Genomic DNA, 18,856 nt, shown 5'->3' on the forward strand with positions numbered 1-18,856 from the left:
CCATCCGGATGGTGGACGAGTCGGTGCAGATCTATAACAACGAGCGACCTCATCTGTCGCTGAAATACAAAACGCCCAATGCGGTGCATCGGGCGTTTTGAGACTGAAACAGGTGTAAACCTATTTCAGGACTAGACACTGCCACTCAAGCCAGATCGACCAGCACGATCTCACTGTCTTCAATCGCCGTGACCGTCAACACCTGCTCATCGGCAACCGCCACGCCGTCTCGAGCTTGTGCACGCAAACCATTGACCTCAATCACTCCGGTTGCCGGCACCAGATAGGCCCGACGTCCTTCATCGAGTCGGTATTCGGCCGTTTCCCCAGCCTTGATGTTCGCTGCGACCAAGCGTGCATCGGCACGAATGCGCAAACTCTGGTCATCACCGTCCTTGCCACTCGCCAGCGTCACAAAGCCTTCACGCTGACCTTTGGGGAATGGCTTGGCACCCCACGACGGCGGTGCGCCGGTTTCAGTCGGCAGGATCCAGATCTGAAAGATCTTGGTGTCTTTGGCTTCCAGGTTGTATTCGCTGTGCGCGATACCCGTGCCAGCGCTCATTACCTGGACGTCGCCAGCTTCGGTGCGACCCTTGTTGCCGAGGTTGTCCTGGTGAGTAATTGCGCCTTCACGCACATAGGTGATGATTTCCATGTCGCGGTGCGGGTGCTGCGGGAAGCCCGTGCCGGCGGCAATGATGTCGTCGTTCCACACCCGCAGGTTGCCCCAGCTCATACGGTGCGGATCGTAATACTCGGCGAACGAAAAGTGATGGTGGGCATCCAGCCAGCCATGATGGGCACCGCCCAGCGAGCTGAAAGGTCTGAGTTCAAGCATGATCGTCTCCTGAAACCGGTGGTTTATGGCGCTGATCATCTATCAGGAAAGCATCGATAAAAAGCGTAAAAAGTGCGGCATCAGGATCGAATTAATCGATTGAATGAAGGTTGCAAATTGCTTCAACTCACCTTCAATTCATCGCCTAAACCAATGACATGAAAGCATTTCGCTAGAACTGCGCGGCAAATACAGACACCATAGCCCTCGACAGCCTCACACCCTGGAGCCCCTCAGCGTGGTGCAACACATCCCCGATCTTCCTCCCGAACTTCGTCCACTGGCTGAAATGCCGTGGTTCAAACGCTTGGCCGCGCGGTTCTTTGGCCATGGCCTGACGCGCCTGCGTGCGCAGCATCGCGCGTCGTGGTTGCATGGCCAGGCTGATGGTTTTCGCAGTGGTCACACCGCAGGCGTCGAGTACGGTTTTAATGAAGGCAAGCTCGAAGGCCTGGAAGAAGGGCGGCAAGTCCTGCTGATCCGCGACAGCCGCAGCACCGAACATCGTCCACCGAGTGTCGATAATCATTTGTTCGACGACTGGCGGCTGCCGCTGACCGCTGAACTCAAGAAGCGTATCAAGGCTGATGTCGCCCGTTTGCTACCCGAGCACGCGCAGCCTAGCGCCGCGCAATGGAAGATGATTTTCAGCGACACGCCATCGACGTCAGTGGTTGCTGGCGCCGGCGCCGGCAAGTCGACCACGCTGGTCTTGCGCATTCTGTTACTGAACCACTATCTGGGGTTTGAACTCGATTCGCTCACCGTGGTGACGTTCACCCGCGAATCGCGCAAGGATTTCATCAATAAACTGATCGAACTATTCACGCTCTGGGGGCAGCCATTGGGCCTCAAGCAGGCGCGGGAACTGGTGCGCACGTTCCATTCGCGCATCCTGCCGATGGTGCGCAGCCTGCCGGGATTCGAACGTTTGCAGGCGTTTGAAAACCTCAGCCACCGCGTGCAGGGCAGTGATGAAGACGTCGACAGCAATCCGTTTGACCTGCGCATCAACGACGCCCAACGTCAGCAACTCAACGCCTGTTATCACCGCTTGTTCAACGAGGACGAGCGTTTCCGCCAGTTGATTCAGCCGTTGTCGCGCGCCGGCTTGCAACTCAAGGAGCTTGAGCGCGAGCATCCCGACGTGCAGAAGCGCATGGCCGTGACCGAACTGGCGGCCAAGCGTGATGAAGAATTGTGCGACGCCATTGAAGACCTGTGGTTGCGTGCCGGTGCCTGGCCGATCAAGGGCATCGAGCCCAAGCGCCAGAGTTTCGACATCAATGGCGCGACATTCCACAGCCATGGCTATATCCCAAGTCTGGATGCCTGGGTGGTGCTCGGTTTTGATTCGCAGGAAAGCCCGCAAATCTGTCGCCCTAACGCCAAACTTTCAGTGCGCGCGGAGTGGGCGGTAAAACGCACCCTGTTTCAAGCTTTCTGTCGTAAGCCATTGATATGGTTGGATTCTTACGAATCTTCCAAACGCGTATTGGCGACGTTGGCAGGTGACGCGACTGCAGGGCCTGGCTTCGATTACAAGGTCAAAGGCGAGTTGGCGTCTGCGCCGTTACTCGACTGTTTTGTCGCTGCGGCAGGCTTTATCGAGAACCTGGGGCTGGACGTTCCGGACGCCGTCGGGCGAATGAGCTTTGCCAAGGATGATCCGGATCGGTTCTTCTTTGAAGCGCTGAGCCTGTTCTGGCGTGCGTTTGAAGATCATTTGCTCGACCAGAAGCCCCCCGTGATGACCTACAACCGAATGTTCGCGCTGTTCAGCGAACATTCGCCAGAGAACCTCAAACTGGTCAGCGATGAGTTGCTGCGGCCGATGTCGCATCTAATGATCGATGAATTTCAGGACGTATCGCCGCAGATCGTCTCGTGGATTCGCGCCAGCCTGACTGAAATCCGCAGTCGCGGGCCGGCCATGCATGTCGGCCGGGGCGCTCAGCGCTCGTCATTGCTTTGCGTGGGAGATGACTGGCAGTCGATTTACGGCTGGCGTGGCAGTTCTCCCAGTTACTTCATGGAATTCAACAAGGAGTTCCCTTCGCCAAGCACCACGCGGGTGATGCTCAGCGACAACTACCGCAGCCATCAGCACATCATTGACGCTGCTGAGCATATCGTTCGCGCCGCACCGGCAATTGCTGGCAAAAAAGCCAAGGCCAGTGGCGAGCCGAAGCCTTTGCAGCCCGTCAAGGTGCTGGAACGCGACGATCGGGCCTTGGGCGAGCGCCTTGCCGAGCACTATCGTCAGGGTGATTCAATCTTGATGCTGTATCGAAAAAGTAGCGATAAGTTATTGATTGAGCAGCATATTCAGTCAGTAGTTAATGTAGATTCGAGCTTGCCTTATGAGGCCCGACGACTGAAGCAACTGACGTATCACAGTGCCAAGGGCCTGCAGGCCGATGCGGTGTTCCTGCTCGGCGATTGCCAGCACCTGACCAGCTCGCCGTACAAGAATCAGGTCTATCGCATGGCCGGCTTGGGCAAAAGTGGCGACAGCGAGCCGTACGACAGCGCACAAAAGGACGAAATCCTGCGCCTGGCGTACGTCGGCATTACCCGGGCGGTCAGCCATTGCTACTGGTACGTCGAGCCGCAGGAAAATCAGGCAGTGAACATGCCTAGGGCATCTGATCGTGTCGCTGCGGGCAAGGCATTTTTTGCCGATCACCGGCCAGCGAAGAAAATCGCCTAAGTACAAAAAAGCCCGCATCGCTGCGGGCTTTTCGTTTTAAATCATGATGTTATGCATAACTCCTGAGCAATTCTGGAGGTACGAAAGCCTCCAGCTCATCCTCCACCGCCTCGATAATTCGCTCGACATCCGCCGCATTCATCACCGTGGCACACGGGATGCCGGCGATGGCGATCATGGTTTCGCCACTGGCGCGATCAAACAGTCGGGCAATCATGCTGCCCGGTGCATCCATCGTCGCCTCGAAACCCATGGGATGAAAATGCCAGCGCATCAGCTGGCAGGCGTTGGGGAACGTGACTTTGCTTGACCCTTTGTTCATGTGTTGCCCGCCTTCTTCATCGAGCGATTCCTTTTGCTCATGTTAGGTGGGAAGAGCCTTCATTGGCTCAACCGGTGACTGACATTAAAAGTAGCATCCGCGTGTGAATCTCCTGTGAGATTTTTCAGTTCATTTTGCGATTGCTTCGCATTTTTTGATGTAAGTCACGGCCTACGCAATCATCGCCAAAGTGCCACTACGGATTAGTCATTGAAGCCTGTGCCGAACTTGGGCAAGCTCGATTCTTTTTCGCCGAGCCTTTTATGCACGCCGACGACGACGGCCCGGAACAGACCCAGGCAACGGCCGCCACGGTCATGCGCTATCACCTGAGCTGGAAACACCGCGATCTGGACGCCGTGATGGCGCTGTATCACCCGGACATTCAATACAACGATTTTTTTCAGAATCGGGTGCTCGGTCTCGACGAGTTGCGCGAGTACGTGCGCGTCAGCATGCCGCGTGAATCCGACGAACTGCTTGAGCATTGCGACCGCATTCGCGTCGACGGCAGCACCGCGTTCATTCAATACGAAGTGACTCTGCGCGGTGGCGACGGCCTGGTGTCGTTTCGCTCCAGCGAAGCGATCACGGTCAAGGACGGGCTGATCTGGCGCGTCAACGAATACGCCTCGCTGGTGCGCACGCAATCCAGTGGCGCCACCTCATCAAGCCAGCGCCCAGCGGTGAGTCGCCTGGGCTTGTCGCCCCGGCAATTGAGCTTCATGGCCGACGACTTGCAGCAGTACTTCGAAAAACAGCAGCCCTATCTGGACCCCGAGCTCGACCTGCAACGGGTGGCGAAGGAGTGCGGGTACAGTCGCAATCAGATTTCCTACCTGCTCAACCAAGTGCTCGGGCAAAGCTTCTATCGCTACGTCAATCAGGCACGCCTGCAGCATTTGCTGCGCTCACTGGAACACGCCGCGCCGCCAGTGCGCATCGATGAACTGGCGTTCGCTGCCGGGTTCAATTCGCTGTCGGCGTTTTACAGTTGCTTCCGCCAACACACCGGGCAATCGCCGAAGGCTTACACGAAACAAATTTCTTTGCGGACACGCGCGCAAGACTTGTCCTGAGGACAGCCACTAGGATCGACGCCATCGAAGGTTTTCAGTGGCGGAGTCTTGCATGCCGGCGTGGCGCACTATCAGTTTGTGGATGGATCAACTCGACGAGCCGCTGACCGCGCGGCCCGAGCTTGAGCGGGACCTGGATGTCGACGTGGCAATTATCGGCGCCGGGTACACCGGGTTGTGGACGGCCTACTACCTGAAGAAGCTGGCTCCGGGCCTGGACATCGCCATCGTCGAGGCGCAAACCGCCGGGTTTGGTGCGTCCGGTCGTAATGGCGGTTGGCTGATGGGCAATCTGCTCGGTGAAGATCGACTGCTGGCCGGTCTGTCGCCGCAACAGCGCCGCGCTTCATTCGACCTGCTGCACAGCATTCCTGATGAAGTGGAAGTTGTCCTCGAACGGGAAGGGATCGACTGCGATTATCGCAAGGGCGGGGTGCTTTACTGCGCAGCACGCTACCCGGAGCAAGAGGCGACGTTGCGTGAATACCTCGCCAAGTTGCACAGCCAGGGTCTGACCGACAACGATTACCGCTGGCTCAGCCCTGAGCAACTCGCGCAGCAGATCCGTATCGCCAAACCCTACGGCGGCATCTTCGCACCGCACGTCGCGACCATTCACCCTGCCAAACTGGTGCGCGGCCTGGCGCGTACCGTGCAGAACATGGGCGTGAAGATCTACGAGAACAGTCCGGTCACCCACTGGCAATCCGGCAGCTTGCGCACGGCCAAGGCCAGCGTGCGCAGCCGCTGGATCGTGCCGGCGGTGGAAGGCTATTCGGTAACGTTGCCGCCGCTGGGTCGCTATCAGTTGCCGGTGCAAAGCCTGATCGTCGCCACCGAACCGTTGTCCGCCGCCACCTGGGATGAAATCGGCCTCAATCGCGGCCAGGCCTTCAGCGAATTCAGCCGTCAGGTCACTTATGGCCAGCGCAGCGCCGACAACCGCCTGATCTTCGGCGCCCGTGGCGGTTATCAGTTCGCCGGCAAGTTGCGCCACAACTTTGATCTGACCCGCGATGAGGTCGAACTGCGGCGCTATCTGTTCGGCGAACTGTTCCCGCAACTGAAAAACGTGCAGATCACCCACGCCTGGGGCGGCAACCTCGGTATGTCGCGCCATTTCAAGCCGCACATGCTCTGCGATCGCGCCAATGGCATCGCGCTGTCCGGCGGTTATGGCGGGGAGGGCGTCGGCGCCAGCAACCTCGGCGGACGCACCTTGGCCGATCTGATTCTTGAGCGCGATACCGAACTGGTACATCAACCGTGGGTACTGCCGAACGGCGGCATTCATGCACTGCGCGCCTGGGAGCCGGAGCCGTGTCGCTGGCTCGGTTACAACGCAATCATCAAAAGTTTTGTCCATGAAGACCAGACCCTGGCCAACCCGGCGACGGCGCCATGGCGGCGCAAGCTCGCCAGCCAGGTCGCGGGTTTCATGGAAGGTTTCATGCACTAACGCCGTTCTCTTCAAAAGACAGGTCAGACCATGAGCATTACCCAGTTCAAGAACACCGCAACCTTGCAACTCGACGAATCCAACCCGGTCGCCGTGCCACTCGGCGAGCCGGTCGCGATCGCCTCGACCACCAGCGTCGAGCGCGATGACGGCGTCGAAACCGGCGTCTGGGAATGCACCCCGGGGCGCTGGCGTCGGCAGATCACCGCGCAGGAGTTTTGCCATTTCATCTCCGGGCGCTGCACGTTCACCCCGGATGGCGGTGGCGAAACCCTGCACATACAAGGCGGCGACGCACTGATGTTGCCAGCCAACACGCTCGGTATCTGGGATATCCAAGAGACCGTGCGCAAGACCTACGTGCTGATTTTCTGATTATTTGATCCTTTGATTGCCTGCCAACAAAAAAACCTACACAGGAATCGATCCATGATCCGCAAAACCCTCGCTCTGGCACCGCTGATGCTCGCCGTTTCCTTCGCCCAAGCGGCGGAAACGGTGAAGGTTTACAACTGGTCCGATTACATCGCGCCGGACACCACCAAGAATTTCGAGAAGGACACCGGCTTCGGCGTCACCTATGACGTCTACGACAGCAACGAAACCCTCGACGGCAAGCTGATGACCGGCAAATCCGGTTACGACGTGGTGTTTCCGTCCAACCACTTCATGGCCCGGCAGATCCAGGGCGGGGCGCTGAAGAAGCTCGACAAGAGCCAGTTGCCGAACTGGAAGAATCTCAACCCGGTGTTGCTCAAGGCCTTGCAGGTCAATGATCCGAACAACGAACACGGTTTCCCGTACCTGTGGGGCAGCACCGGCATCGGCTACAACATTGCCAAGGTCAAAGCCGTACTGGGCGATGATGCGCCGGTGGATTCCTGGGATCTGATCTTCAAACCCGAGAACATGGCAAAGCTGCAGAAGTGCGGCGTGGCGATCCTCGACAACGGCCCGGAATTGCTGCCGGCGGCGCTCAACTATCTGGGCTTGCCGCACCACAGCAAAAATCCCGAGGACTATAAGAAGGCCGAAGCGCTGCTGATGAAAGTGCGGCCGTACGTCAGCTACTTCCACTCCTCGAAATACACCAGCGACCTGGCCAACGGCGATATCTGCGTGGCAGTCGGTTTCTCCGGCGACATCCTGCAAGCGGAAAACCGCGCCAAGGAAGCCAAGAACGGTGTCGACATCGGTTACAACATTCCCAAGGAAGGTGCCGCCATCTGGTTCGACATGGTCGCCATGCCCGTCGACGCCCCGGACGAGAAGGCCGGTTACGCGTTCATGAACTACCTGCTGCGCCCGGACGTGATGGCCGGCATCAGCAACTACGTGCACTACGCCAACGGTAACGAACAGGCCGACAGCCTGATCGACCCGGCGATCAAGAACGACACCAAGGTGTACCCGAGCCCGGAAATGATGGGCAAGTTGTTTGCGCTGGAGGCGATGCCGCTGAATATTGACCGCATCCGGACGCGGGTGTGGAACAAAATTCGCACTGGCAGCTGAGCATTCCCCGGTAAACCCTGAAACCCTGAAACCCTGAAACCCTGAAACCCTGAAATTCTGAAATCCTGTAGGAGCTGACGAGTGAAACGAGGCTGCGATCTTTTGATTTTAAAATTTCCAGATCAAAAGATCGCAGCCTCGTTTCACTCGTCAGCTCCTACAGTTTAGTTGTGTTTTTAGGGGGGGCAGGGGTTGATATCAATACACTGGCACTGCACTGATAAAGTGCAGAAAAGTGAGACGCATCTAACAAAAAACAACTTACCGATATTTAATAATTAAATAGAAAATCGTCAGACAATTAGACGCAAGTCAGCAACTTCAAACAATCTTTCGGCGCCACACGCTTTGTTTACGGCAGTTTTACCAAACAGTTCAATTTGATCTCAAAAAAACGCTAGACGTCAGATTTCAAATTGTGTCAGGTTTCTGATGCCTTCATTGGGCGAGTGATAGGACGATCTCGCCAGGGATTGTCGCTATCGGACAAAAACTGTTCCATTGCTAAACAAGGAAGTGTGTTTATGTCGAAAGTTAAAGCTAATGCTATTGATACCGCCGAACAGGCTTTCCAGCTGTCCGCGGCGCCGCAACCTCTGGCCGCAGCCAGCTCGGCGTATAACCAGATCAATAGCTTCAGCCATCAATACGATCGTGGCGGCAACCTCACGGTCAATGGCAAACCCTCCTTCTCCGTCGACCAGGCTGCAACCCAGTTGCTGCGCGACGGCGCTGCCTACCAGGACAAGGATGGCAGCGGCAAGATCGAACTCACCTACACGTTCCTGACCTCGGCATCGTCCAGCACGATGAACAAGCACGGGATCAGCGGGTTCAGTCAGTTCAGTACTCAACAACAGACCCAGGCCAAGCTCGCCATGCAATCCTGGGCCGATGTGGCCAACGTGACCTTCACCGAGAAAGCCTCGGGCGGCGACGGCCACATGACCTTCGGCAACTACAGCGGCGGCCAGGATGGCGCGGCAGCGTTCGCCTATCTGCCGGGCACCGGCAACGGTTATGACGGTACCTCGTGGTACTTGATCAACAGTGGCTACACGCAAAACAAAAACCCGGATCTGAACAACTACGGTCGTCAGACCCTGACTCACGAGATCGGTCACAGCCTCGGCCTTGCTCACCCTGGCGACTACAACGCCGGTAATGGCAACCCGACTTACAACGACGCGTCCTATGGCCAGGACACCCGCGGCTACAGCGTCATGAGTTACTGGAGCGAAAGCAATACCAACCAGAACTTCAGCAAAGGCGGGGTGGAAGCCTATTCCTCCGGTCCGCTGATGGACGATATCGCTGCTATCCAGAAGCTCTACGGCGCCAACATGAACACCCGTACCGGTGACACCACCTACGGCTTCAACTCCAACGCCGGCCGCGATTTCCTCAGCGCCTCGTCGTCGAGCGACAAGCTGGTGTTCTCGGTCTGGGATGCGGGCGGCAAGGACACCTTCGACTTCTCGGGTTTCACCCAGAACCAGAAGATCAACCTCAACGAAGCCTCGTTCTCCGACGTTGGTGGTCTGGTGGGTAACGTCTCGATCGCCAAAGGCGTGACCATCGAGAACGCCATCGGCGGTTCGGGCAACGACCTGCTGATCGGCAACAACGTGTCGAACGAGCTCAAGGGCGGTGCCGGCAACGACATCCTCTACGGGGCTGGCGGTGCCGACAAGCTGTGGGGCGGTGCAGGTTCGGACACGTTCGTGTTCGCGGCCAGTTCCGACTCCAAGCCGGGTGCGATCGATCAGATCCTCGATTTCGTCAGCGGTCTGGACAAAATCGACCTGACCGGCATCACCAAAGGGGCGGGCCTGCACTTCGTCAGCGCCTTCACCGGTGCTGCGGGCGATGCAGTACTGACCTCGTCGGGCGGCAACAGCCTGTTGTCGGTGGACTTCTCCGGGCATGGCGTGGCTGACTTCGCTGTCAGCACCGTGGGCCAGGCGGCGACCAGCGACATCGTGGCGTGATGTAACCGTGGGAAGCGGCGCGTGATGCGCCGCTTTCTTCACTTGCATCGGTTGAATCTGTAGGCAAGGCTACGCGCCGGAGCGAATATTCCCATGATCAATAAAGCTTTTACCTACAAGGCAATGGCGTGGCTTTCGGCGGCGTTCATCATGATTTCAGGAGCAACCAGCATGGCAAGCAGCCTCAGGCTCGAAGAACCTTCCGTATTGGCCGGACAATGGCAAGCAACGTTGTCGACGCGCGGCGAGGACCCTCAGGCGCAAAAACTGCAGGACAAACCTTCGAATACTTGCCTCGTCGAGTTGCAGGCCGACAAGGTGCTGGGGAAGGGTGCCGACTGCCTGGGCGCGTGGCTCGAAGAAGTGCCGATCGGCTGGTTTCCCGATCCTGACGGTCTGTCGATCACCGGCAAGGAAGGTTCAAGAATCCAGTTCTTCAGCCGACAACGTGATGGGCTTTATCTGACCACTTTGAAGTCGGGCCTGGTGATTACGCTTGAGCGCTCGACGCCATAACGCTGATGACTGTGTTCGCGACAAGTTTTTAATATAAAGCGCCACAAGGTGGTTATAAGCAAAGCGCTTGACGACAACTGCACCGCAATAAACAGTGGAAGTTGTTATGAAAGTGTAAGCGGTCACTTGAACAGCAAGTCCCGGCGATGCGCCGATAATTAATTGAAGTCTCGCCAAAGATGGGCGGGATAACTCTTTCAGGAATAATCAATGAAGATGGCGAAGGCCCCAGCCACCGCTCCCTTATTCAAGGCATTGGGTGACTATAAAAGCATCCTGATCAGCGTTGGCTGTTTTACCGCACTGATTAACGTGCTGATGCTGGTGCCCTCCATCTATATGCTTCAGGTTTACGACCGGGTGTTGTCGTCACAGAACGAAACCACCCTGGCCATGCTGTCGCTGATGGTGGTCGGATTCTTTGCCTTCATCGGTCTGCTGGAGGTGATTCGCAGTTTTATCGTAATCCGCATCGGCAGCCAGTTGGAGCGGCGCTTCAACCTGCGGGTCTATCAGGCCGCGTTCGAGCGCAACCTGTTCAAAGGCGAGGGCAACGCCGGGCAATCGCTGGGCGATCTGACGCACATTCGCCAGTTCGTCACCGGCCCTGCGCTGTTCGCGTTCTTCGATGCGCCGTGGTTCCCGGTCTATCTGTTCGTCATCTATCTATTCAACGTCTGGCTGGGCGTATTGGCCACCGCCGGCGCACTGCTGTTGATCGCTCTGGCGTGCCTCAACGAATACATGACCAAAAAGCCGCTGGGCGATGCCGCCGGTTTTTCGCAGAAATCCAGCCAACTGGCCACCAGTCACCTGCACAACGCCGAAACCATTCAAGCGATGGGCATGCTCGGTTCGCTGCGCAAGCGCTGGTTTCAGGTGCATTCGCGCTTTCTCGGGCTGCAGAATCAGGCCAGCGACACCGGCGCGGTGATCAGCTCGCTGAGTAAAACCCTGCGTCTGTGCCTGCAATCGCTGGTGCTGGGCCTGGGTGCGTTGTTGGTGATCAAGGGCGACATGACCGCCGGTATGATGATCGCCGGTTCCATTCTGATGGGGCGAGTGCTGAGCCCGATCGATCAGTTGATCGCGGTGTGGAAGCAGTGGAGCGGGGCGAAGCTGGCTTATCGCCGTCTGGATGCGCTGCTGCAAGCCTTCCCGCCGAGCGACGAGGCCATGGCGCTGCCGGCGCCGAAAGGCCAGATCACGTTCGAACAAGTCAGCGCCGGCCCGCCGGGGCAACGCGCAGCGACCTTGCACATGGTCAATTTCAATCTCGGCGCCGGTGAAGTGCTCGGCGTACTCGGCGCGTCCGGTTCGGGCAAATCGACCTTGGCCCGAGTGCTGGTCGGCGTCTGGCCAACCCTCGGCGGCATCGTGCGTCTGGACGGCGCCGACATTCACCGCTGGAACCGTGACCAGCTCGGCCCGTACATCGGCTACCTGCCACAAGACATTGAGCTGTTCAGCGGCAGCATTGCCGAGAACATCGCCCGTTTCAGCGAGGCCGATCCGCAGAAAGTCGTGGCGGCCGCGCAACAGGCCGGCGTGCACGAGATGATCCTGCGTCTGCCGCAAGGCTACGACACGCAATTGGGTGAAGACGGCAGCGGCTTGTCCGGGGGCCAGAAGCAGCGCGTGGCCCTGGCCCGGGCCATGTATGGCACGCCAAGCCTGGTGGTGCTGGATGAACCGAACTCCAACCTCGACACCGTCGGCGAAGCCGCGTTGGCCAGCGCCATTGCCGCGCTCAAGGCTCAGGGCACCACCGTGGTGCTGGTGACGCACCGTTCCTCGGTGCTGGCCCAGGCCGACAAGCTGCTGGTGCTCAACGACGGCCGTCTGCAAGCCTTTGGCCCAAGCCAGGATGTGCTCAAGGCACTGTCCGGCCAGCAAGAGCAACAGCGTGAAAAACCTGCACAAGCACCGGGCGGGCTCAGCATGAGCCGGCAGTATCAGCCCACGACAAGGAATTCGGGTGTATGAGCAGCGCCAGCATGAACACTGAAAACGAAGCGAACATGGAACACGCCTACCTCACCGAACGTCCGGAGCGCGATGCGAAGTTCTTCGCACGCATGGGCTGGATTCTGGCCATCGTCGGCGCCGGCAGTTTTTTCACCTGGGCGGCTTTGGCGCCGCTCGATCAAGGTATCCCGGTGCAGGGCACCGTCGTTGTCTCGGGCAAACGCAAAGCCGTGCAATCGATGAGCAGCGGCGTGGTCAGCCGGATTCTGGTGCGCGAAGGCGAGATCGTGAAACAGGGCCAGCCGCTGTTCCGCCTCGACCAGACGCAAGTCGCCGCCGACGTGCAATCGCTGCAAGCCCAATACCGCATGGCCTGGGCGAGCCTGGCGCGCTGGCAGGCGGAACGTGACAATCTCAAGCAGGTGACCTTTCCGCCTGAGCTGAGCAACGATCCGGATCCGCGCTTGGCCCTCGTGCTCGAAGGCCAGCGCCAACTGTTCAGCAGCCGTCGCGAAGCGTTCTACCGTGAACAAGCAGCCTTGCGCGCCAGCATCGAGGGCGCCACCGCGCAACTGGCGGGCATGCGCCGTGCGCGCACCGACCTGAATGCGCAGGCCGACTCCCTGCAACAACAACTGAGCAACCTGCAACCGCTGGCCGACAACGGCTACATCCCGCGCAATCGCTTGATGGAATACCAGCGCCAACTGTCGCAAGTGCAGCAACAACTGGCCGAGAACACCGGTGAAAGCGGCCGCGTGGAGCAGGGCATCCTCGAATCGCGCCTGAAGCTGCAACAGCATGGCGAGGAATACCAGAAGGAAGTGCGTACGCAGCTGGCCGATGCCCAGCTGAAAAGCGTGACCCTGTCCGAGCAATTGACTTCTGCCGGTTTCGACCTGCAACACAGCGAGATCATGGCCACTGCCGACGGTGTTGCGGTCAATCTCGGCGTCCACACTGAAGGCGCCGTCGTGCGTCAGGGCGAAACCCTGCTGGAGATCGTGCCGCAAGGCACCACGCTGGAAGTGGAAGGGCACTTGCCGATCAACCTGATCGACAAAGTCGGCACGCACCTGCCCGTGGACATCCTGTTTACCGCGTTCAACCAGAGCAAAACCCCGCGTGTACCGGGCGAAGTCAGCCTGATTTCCGCCGACCAGATGGTCGATGAGAAAACCGGCGTGCCGTATTACGTGTTGCGCAGCAGCGTCAGCGATCAGGCCATGGAGAAGCTCAACGGCCTGGTGATCAAGCCCGGCATGCCCGCAGAAATGTTCGTGCGTACCGGCGAACGTTCACTCCTCAACTATCTGTTCAAACCGCTGCTCGACCGGGCAGGCTCCGCGTTGACCGAGGAATAAGGATGTTCGGCTGTATGAAAAAGCTTTCGATACTCGCGGCGGCAATGATGCTGCTCGCGAGTCACTCAGCAGTGGCGGCCCTGGGGCCGTTCGAGATTTACGAACAGGCGCTGCGCAATGACCCGGTGTTCCTCGGGGCGATCAAGGAGCGCGATGCCGGTCTGGAGAATCGCGCCATTGGCCGCGCCGGGTTGTTGCCAAAGCTTGGTTACACCTACAACAAGGGCCGTAACTCGTCAAAAGCGACTTCGCTGGACGAACGCGCGCGCAATCGTACCGACGATCGCAACTACAGCAGCTACGGCTCGGCGCTGACTCTGCAACAACCCTTGCTCGACTACGAAGCCTACGCGGCGTATCGCAAGGGCGTGGCGCAATCACTGTTCGCCGACGAGAACTTTCGTGGCAAAAGCCAGGAGCTGTTGGTACGCGTGCTGGACTACTACACCAAGGCTTTGTTTGCTCAGGATCAGATCGACATCGCCCAGGCAAAGAAAAAGGCCTACGAGCAACAATTTCAGCAAAACGAGCACATGTTCAAACAGGGCGAGGGCACCCGCACCGACATTCTTGAGGCGGAGTCGCGCTATGAATTGGCGACTGCCGAGGAGATCGAAGCGCGTAATGAACAAGACGCCGCGTTGCGCGAACTGGGGGCACTGGTTGGCGTCCCGGCCGTAGACATTACCGATCTGGTGCCGCTGGATCAGAACTTCCAGACGTTTACCTTACAGCCCGCCAACTTCGACACCTGGCACGAGATGGCGATCAGCAATAACCCCAATCTCGCCTCGCAGCGCCAGGCCGTGGAAGTGGCGCGGTATGAAGTGGAACGCAATCGGGCCGGGCATCTGCCGAAAATCAACGCCTATGCCTCGATGCGGCAGAACGAATCGGAAAGCGGCAACACCTACAACCAGCGCTACGAAACCAACACGATTGGCCTCGAAGTCAGCGTGCCGCTGTTCGCCGGTGGCGGGGTGTCGGCGTCGACCCGTCAAGCCAGCCGCAGCATGGAGCAGGCCGAGTACGAACTCGACGGCAAGACCCGCGAGACCTTGATTGAACTGCGTCGCCAGTTCAGCGCGTGTCTGTCGGGGGTGAATAAATTGCGCGCTTATCAAAAGGCACTGACGTCTGCCGAAGCGTTGGTGGTATCGACCAAGCAAAGCATTCTTGGCGGTGAACGGACCAATCTCGATGCGTTGAACGCCGAGCAACAACTGTTCACCACCCGGCGCGATCTGGCGCAGGCGCGGTACGACTATTTGATGGCCTGGACCAAGTTGCATTACTACGCCGGCACCTTGAGCGAACAGGATCTGGCGCGGGTCGACGAAGCCTTTGGCCACGTCCCCGGTCACCGCGCCAATTGATGGTTTTGCGCAGACCTGTGGCGAGGGGATTTATCCCCGAACGGCTGCGCAGCAGTCGCACATTCATGCAGTGCGGTTATTTCCGGGAGACCGCCGGGGGCGCTTCGCACCCCATCGGGGATAAATCCCCTCGCCACTGGGGACAGTGTTTCCCTGGTGAAGCAACGCTAAACACATAAAAACAATGAGTGGTGAACATGGACGTACGCATCAAGCCGATTTCGGTCGGCACCCTCAGCGAGCAGAATCGGGCGCAGGTCACGAAACCTTTGGGCCCCGCGCCAATTGATATTTTGCGCAGACCTGTGGTGAGGGGATTTATCCCCGATCGGCTGCGCAGCAGTCGCACATTCATGCGGCGCGGTTATTTCCGGGAGACCGCCGGGGGCGCTTCGCACCCCATCGGGGATAAATCCCCTCGCCACGGGGGACAGTGTTTCCCTGGTGAAGCAACGCTAAACACATAAAAACAATGAGTGGTGAACATGGACGTACGCATCAAGCCGATTTCGGTCGGCACCCTCAGCGAGCAGGTTCTGGCGCAGGGCACGAAACCTTTGGCCCCCTCGCCAATTGATATTTTTCGCAGACCTGTGGCGAGGGGATTTATCCACGATCGGCTGCGCAGCAGTCGCACATTCATGCAGTGCGGTTATTTCCGGGAGACCGCTGGGGGGCGCTTCGCACCCCATCGGGGATAAATCCCCTCGCCACGGGGGACAGTGTTTTCCCTGGTGAAGCAACGCTAAACACATAAAAACAATGAGTGGTGAACATGGACGTACGCATCAAGCCGATTTCGGTCGGCACCCTGCTGCTTGTGATTTCGACAACCCACGCTCAGGCGCAGTACCTGGAGACCGGCAAACCCGGCGATTCCGCCAGTTGGCGCAGCGCCGAGTTCCTGCGTGACTGGGGGCTGAGCCGGATGCAGGCCGATCGGGCCTATGCCGCTGGCATCACCGGCAAAGGCGTGAAAATCGGCGCTCTCGACTCTGGTTTCGATGCGGCCCATCCCGAGTTCGCCACCGACCGCTATCACCCGGTACTGGCCAACGGCGGCTACGTCGACGGCTCATTGTTCAATGTCGATGGCACGCTCAACCCCAACAACGACTCCCACGGCACTCACGTCGTTGGCACCATGGGCGCGTCGCGCGACGGCAGCGGTATGCACGGCGTGGCCTACAACGCGCAGATCTACGTCGGCAACACCAATAAAAATGACAGCTTTCTGTTCGGCCCCAATCCCGATCCGCGCTACTTCAAAGCCGCGTACAACGCCCTGGCGGATGCCGGCGTGCGCGCAATCAACAACAGCTGGGGCAGTCAGCCGCCGGATGTCAGTTATCGCACCCTGGCCGATCTGCATGCCGCCTATGCGCAGCATTGGAATCGGGGCACCTGGCTCGACGCGGCGGCCGAGGTGTCCTCGCAGCGCGGCGTGATCAATGTGTTCAGCGCCGGCAACAGCGGCTACCCGAATGCCAGCGTGCGTTCGGCGCTGCCGTACTTTCAGCCGGAGATTGAAGGCCACTGGCTGGCCGTGTCGGGGCTCGATCAAAGTAATCAGCAGAAGTACAACCAATGTGGCATCGCCAAGTATTGGTGCATCACCACGCCCGGCGCGAAAATCGACAGCACCATTCCCGGTGGCGGTTACGCGATCAAGTCCGGCACCTCGATGTCGGCGCCCCACGCGACCGGCGCACTGGCGCTGGTGATGGAGCGCTACCCGTACATGAACAATCAGCAGGCGCTGGAAACCCTGCTGACCACCGCCACGCAACTCGATGGCTCGGTGACCGATGCACCGACCGAGCGGGTCGGCTGGGGCGTGGCCAACCTGAGCCGGGCGATGCGCGGGCCGGGGCAATTGCTCGGTGCGTTCGACGCCAATCTGGGCGCTGGGCAAAGCGACGTCTGGAGCAATGACATCTCCGACAAGGCACTGATCCAGCGTCAACGCGAAGACCTAGCCGAACACAGTGCCTGGCAGCAGACGCTGCAAGACAAAGGCTGGCAGAACGGTGTGGCGGCTGGCGCCAGTCAGCAGGATCAAACCGATTACGCAGTCGGCATGGCCCGCGAGGCTGCAGCGGCGGGGCGGCTGTATCAGGGCAGCCTGATCAAATCGGGAGCAGGGCACCTGGTCCTCAGCGGCGACAACACTTATCGCGGCCCGACCACCATCAATGGCGGCCTGCTCACGGTGAACGGTTCGCTGGCCTCGGCAGTCACCGTCAACGACAGCGGTACCCTTGGCGGCTCCGGACGCATCGGTGCACTGACCGCCAACAGCGGCGGTCGCGTGGCGCCAGGCAATTCCATCGGCACGTTGGCGGTGGCCGGTGACGTGACGTTTGCCCCAGGCTCGATCTACGCCGTGGAGCTGTCGCCCACTCGCAGCGACCGCATCGTCGCCGGCGGCGCAGCCTCGATCAGCGGCGCCACGGTCAGCCTGTCGCTGGAAAACAGCCCGACATTGCTCAGCACCGTTGAAGTGCAGAGCCTGCTCGGTCATCAGTACGACATCCTGCAGGCAGCCGCTGGCGTTCAGGGCCAGTTTGGTGCGGTGCTGCCGAGTTACCTGTTCATCGGTGGCAGCCTCGATTATGCCGCCAACGGCATTCAACTCAACATCGAACGCAACGCAACGTCCTTCGCCAGCGTCGGCCAGACGCCGAATCAACGTTCGGTCGCGGCGGCTGTCGAGGGTTTGGGCGCCGGCAACTCGGTGTATGAAAGCCTGTTGCTGTCGCCTTCGGCGGCGTCCGCGCAACAAGCCTTCCAGCAACTCAGCGGGGAAATTTACCCAGCGCTCGGCTCGGTGCTGAACAACGACAGCCGCCAATTACGCGATGCCGTGGGCGAGCGCTTGCACGATGCCGGTGCGGCGCAAGGCAACGGCTGGGTCAAGGCACTCGGCGCCTGGGGCAGCACCGATTCGGGCCACGACACAGCGGGTTACAGCACCTCGATTGGCGGTCTGTTGGCCGGTGTCGACGGGGCGCTGGATGAGCAGACGCGCATCGGTCTGGTCACCGGCTACAGCGACAGTTCGTTGAGCATGGGTTCGGGCACGCACTCCTCGGCCAAGGTCGACAGCTATCACCTCGGCGCCTACGCCGGCCATGAAATCGGCGCCTGGCGCTTGAGCACCGGTGCGGCGTACAGCTGGCATCGCGCCGACGTCAAACGCGATCTGCAATACGGCGAGGTCAGTGCCAAACAGAAAGCCAAAGTGGACGCGGCCACCACGCAAGTCTTTGCCGAGGCGGCGTATCGGCTGCACCTGCAACCGCTGGCACTGGAACCGTTCGCCAACCTGGCCTACGTGCATCTCGACACGGAAGGTTTCACCGAGAAGGGCGACGCTGCCGCGCTGAAAAGCTCCGGCGATCAGCGCGATGCGGTGCTGAGCACCCTCGGGGTGCGGGCGATCAAGACGTTCAATCTGTCGGCGGCGCAGTCGCTGGATGTCAGCGGCCATCTCGGCTGGCAGCACAGCCTGAGCGATATCGACGCTGAGCAGCACCTGCGTTTTGCCAGCGCTGGCACGCCTTATTCGGTGGAAAGTTCGGCACGGGTGCGCGACGCCGCGCTGGTCGGCGTGCAGGCGAGCCTGGCGTTGAGCCGCGATGTTCGGGTGAACCTTGATTACAACGGACAACTGGCCAATCGCGAGAAGCTGCATGGCGTTGGCTTGAGC

At 59.4% G+C, this 18,856-nt stretch carries 15 protein-coding genes; 13 read left to right on the plus strand and 2 right to left on the minus strand.

All coding sequences use genetic code 11. The features are described 5' to 3' along the window. The coding region (locus tag ACQ4MY_RS03090; RefSeq protein ID WP_440094247.1) for an integrase core domain-containing protein at positions 1–101 on the plus strand (101 nt) is incomplete at its 5' end. A 44-nt stretch (positions 102–145) separates the two neighbouring features. Here ACQ4MY_RS03090 and ACQ4MY_RS03095 read toward each other — a convergent pair. Beyond that, entirely contained in the window at positions 146–841 is a 696-nt protein-coding gene (locus ACQ4MY_RS03095) for a pirin family protein (RefSeq protein WP_008086491.1), read from the minus strand. A gap of 238 nt (positions 842–1,079) precedes the next feature. Here ACQ4MY_RS03095 and ACQ4MY_RS03100 point away from each other — a divergent pair, with 238 nt between their 5' ends. Continuing rightward, positions 1,080–3,554 (plus strand): UvrD-helicase domain-containing protein, encoded by a 2,475-nt coding sequence (locus ACQ4MY_RS03100; protein WP_440093659.1) that lies wholly within the window; start codon positions 1,080–1,082, stop codon positions 3,552–3,554. Between the two features lie 49 nt (positions 3,555–3,603). Here ACQ4MY_RS03100 and ACQ4MY_RS03105 read toward each other — a convergent pair whose 3' ends face one another. Further along, positions 3,604–3,876, minus strand: coding sequence for a DUF1652 domain-containing protein (locus ACQ4MY_RS03105; protein WP_008086496.1), 273 nt, complete (start codon positions 3,874–3,876; stop codon positions 3,604–3,606). Between the two features lie 263 nt (positions 3,877–4,139). Here ACQ4MY_RS03105 and ACQ4MY_RS03110 point away from each other — a divergent pair, with 263 nt between their 5' ends. From ACQ4MY_RS03110 to eprS, 11 genes are all read left to right on the plus strand, one after another. Continuing rightward, entirely contained in the window at positions 4,140–4,955 is an 816-nt protein-coding gene (locus ACQ4MY_RS03110) for a helix-turn-helix domain-containing protein (protein ID WP_440093660.1), read from the plus strand. Between the two features lie 52 nt (positions 4,956–5,007). After that, positions 5,008–6,414: an NAD(P)/FAD-dependent oxidoreductase gene (locus tag ACQ4MY_RS03115; protein WP_440093662.1), complete on the plus strand. Its 1,407-nt coding sequence runs from the start codon at positions 5,008–5,010 to the stop codon at positions 6,412–6,414. A 30-nt stretch (positions 6,415–6,444) separates the two neighbouring features. Next, positions 6,445–6,789 (plus strand): cupin domain-containing protein, encoded by a 345-nt coding sequence (locus ACQ4MY_RS03120; protein WP_008086502.1) that lies wholly within the window; start codon positions 6,445–6,447, stop codon positions 6,787–6,789. Between the two features lie 54 nt (positions 6,790–6,843). Next, positions 6,844–7,929, plus strand: coding sequence for a polyamine ABC transporter substrate-binding protein (locus ACQ4MY_RS03125; protein WP_440093665.1), 1,086 nt, complete (start codon positions 6,844–6,846; stop codon positions 7,927–7,929). 524 nt (positions 7,930–8,453) lie between these two features. Next, positions 8,454–9,920, plus strand: a complete 1,467-nt coding sequence (locus ACQ4MY_RS03130) for a serralysin family metalloprotease (protein WP_440093667.1) — start codon at positions 8,454–8,456, stop codon at positions 9,918–9,920. A 93-nt stretch (positions 9,921–10,013) separates the two neighbouring features. Then, complete coding sequence (locus tag ACQ4MY_RS03135; RefSeq protein WP_440093669.1) at positions 10,014–10,436, plus strand: AprI/Inh family metalloprotease inhibitor; 423 nt, start codon at positions 10,014–10,016, stop codon at positions 10,434–10,436. 210 nt (positions 10,437–10,646) lie between these two features. Further along, on the plus strand, positions 10,647–12,422 hold the full coding sequence (locus ACQ4MY_RS03140) for a type I secretion system permease/ATPase (protein ID WP_201233341.1): 1,776 nt from the start codon (positions 10,647–10,649) through the stop codon (positions 12,420–12,422). After that, positions 12,419–13,768 (plus strand): HlyD family type I secretion periplasmic adaptor subunit, encoded by a 1,350-nt coding sequence (locus ACQ4MY_RS03145; protein WP_008086513.1) that lies wholly within the window; start codon positions 12,419–12,421, stop codon positions 13,766–13,768. The genes ACQ4MY_RS03140 and ACQ4MY_RS03145 overlap by 4 nt, the downstream gene beginning before the upstream one ends. A gap of 2 nt (positions 13,769–13,770) precedes the next feature. Further along, positions 13,771–15,144, plus strand: coding sequence for a TolC family outer membrane protein (locus ACQ4MY_RS03150; protein WP_008086515.1), 1,374 nt, complete (start codon positions 13,771–13,773; stop codon positions 15,142–15,144). 485 nt (positions 15,145–15,629) lie between these two features. Continuing rightward, the gene (locus ACQ4MY_RS03155) at positions 15,630–15,845 is read left to right on the plus strand and encodes a hypothetical protein (protein WP_440093672.1); all 216 of its coding nucleotides are present in this window, start codon (positions 15,630–15,632) and stop codon (positions 15,843–15,845) included. Positions 15,846–15,919: 74 nt separating this feature from the next. Further along, positions 15,920–18,856 (plus strand): autotransporter serine peptidase EprS (gene eprS, locus ACQ4MY_RS03160; protein ID WP_440093674.1); only part of this gene is annotated, 2,937 nt, incomplete at its 3' end.

The sequence above is a fragment of the Pseudomonas sp. SM4 genome, from assembly GCF_051913165.1.
Taxonomy (GTDB): Bacteria; Pseudomonadota; Gammaproteobacteria; order Pseudomonadales; family Pseudomonadaceae; genus Aquipseudomonas.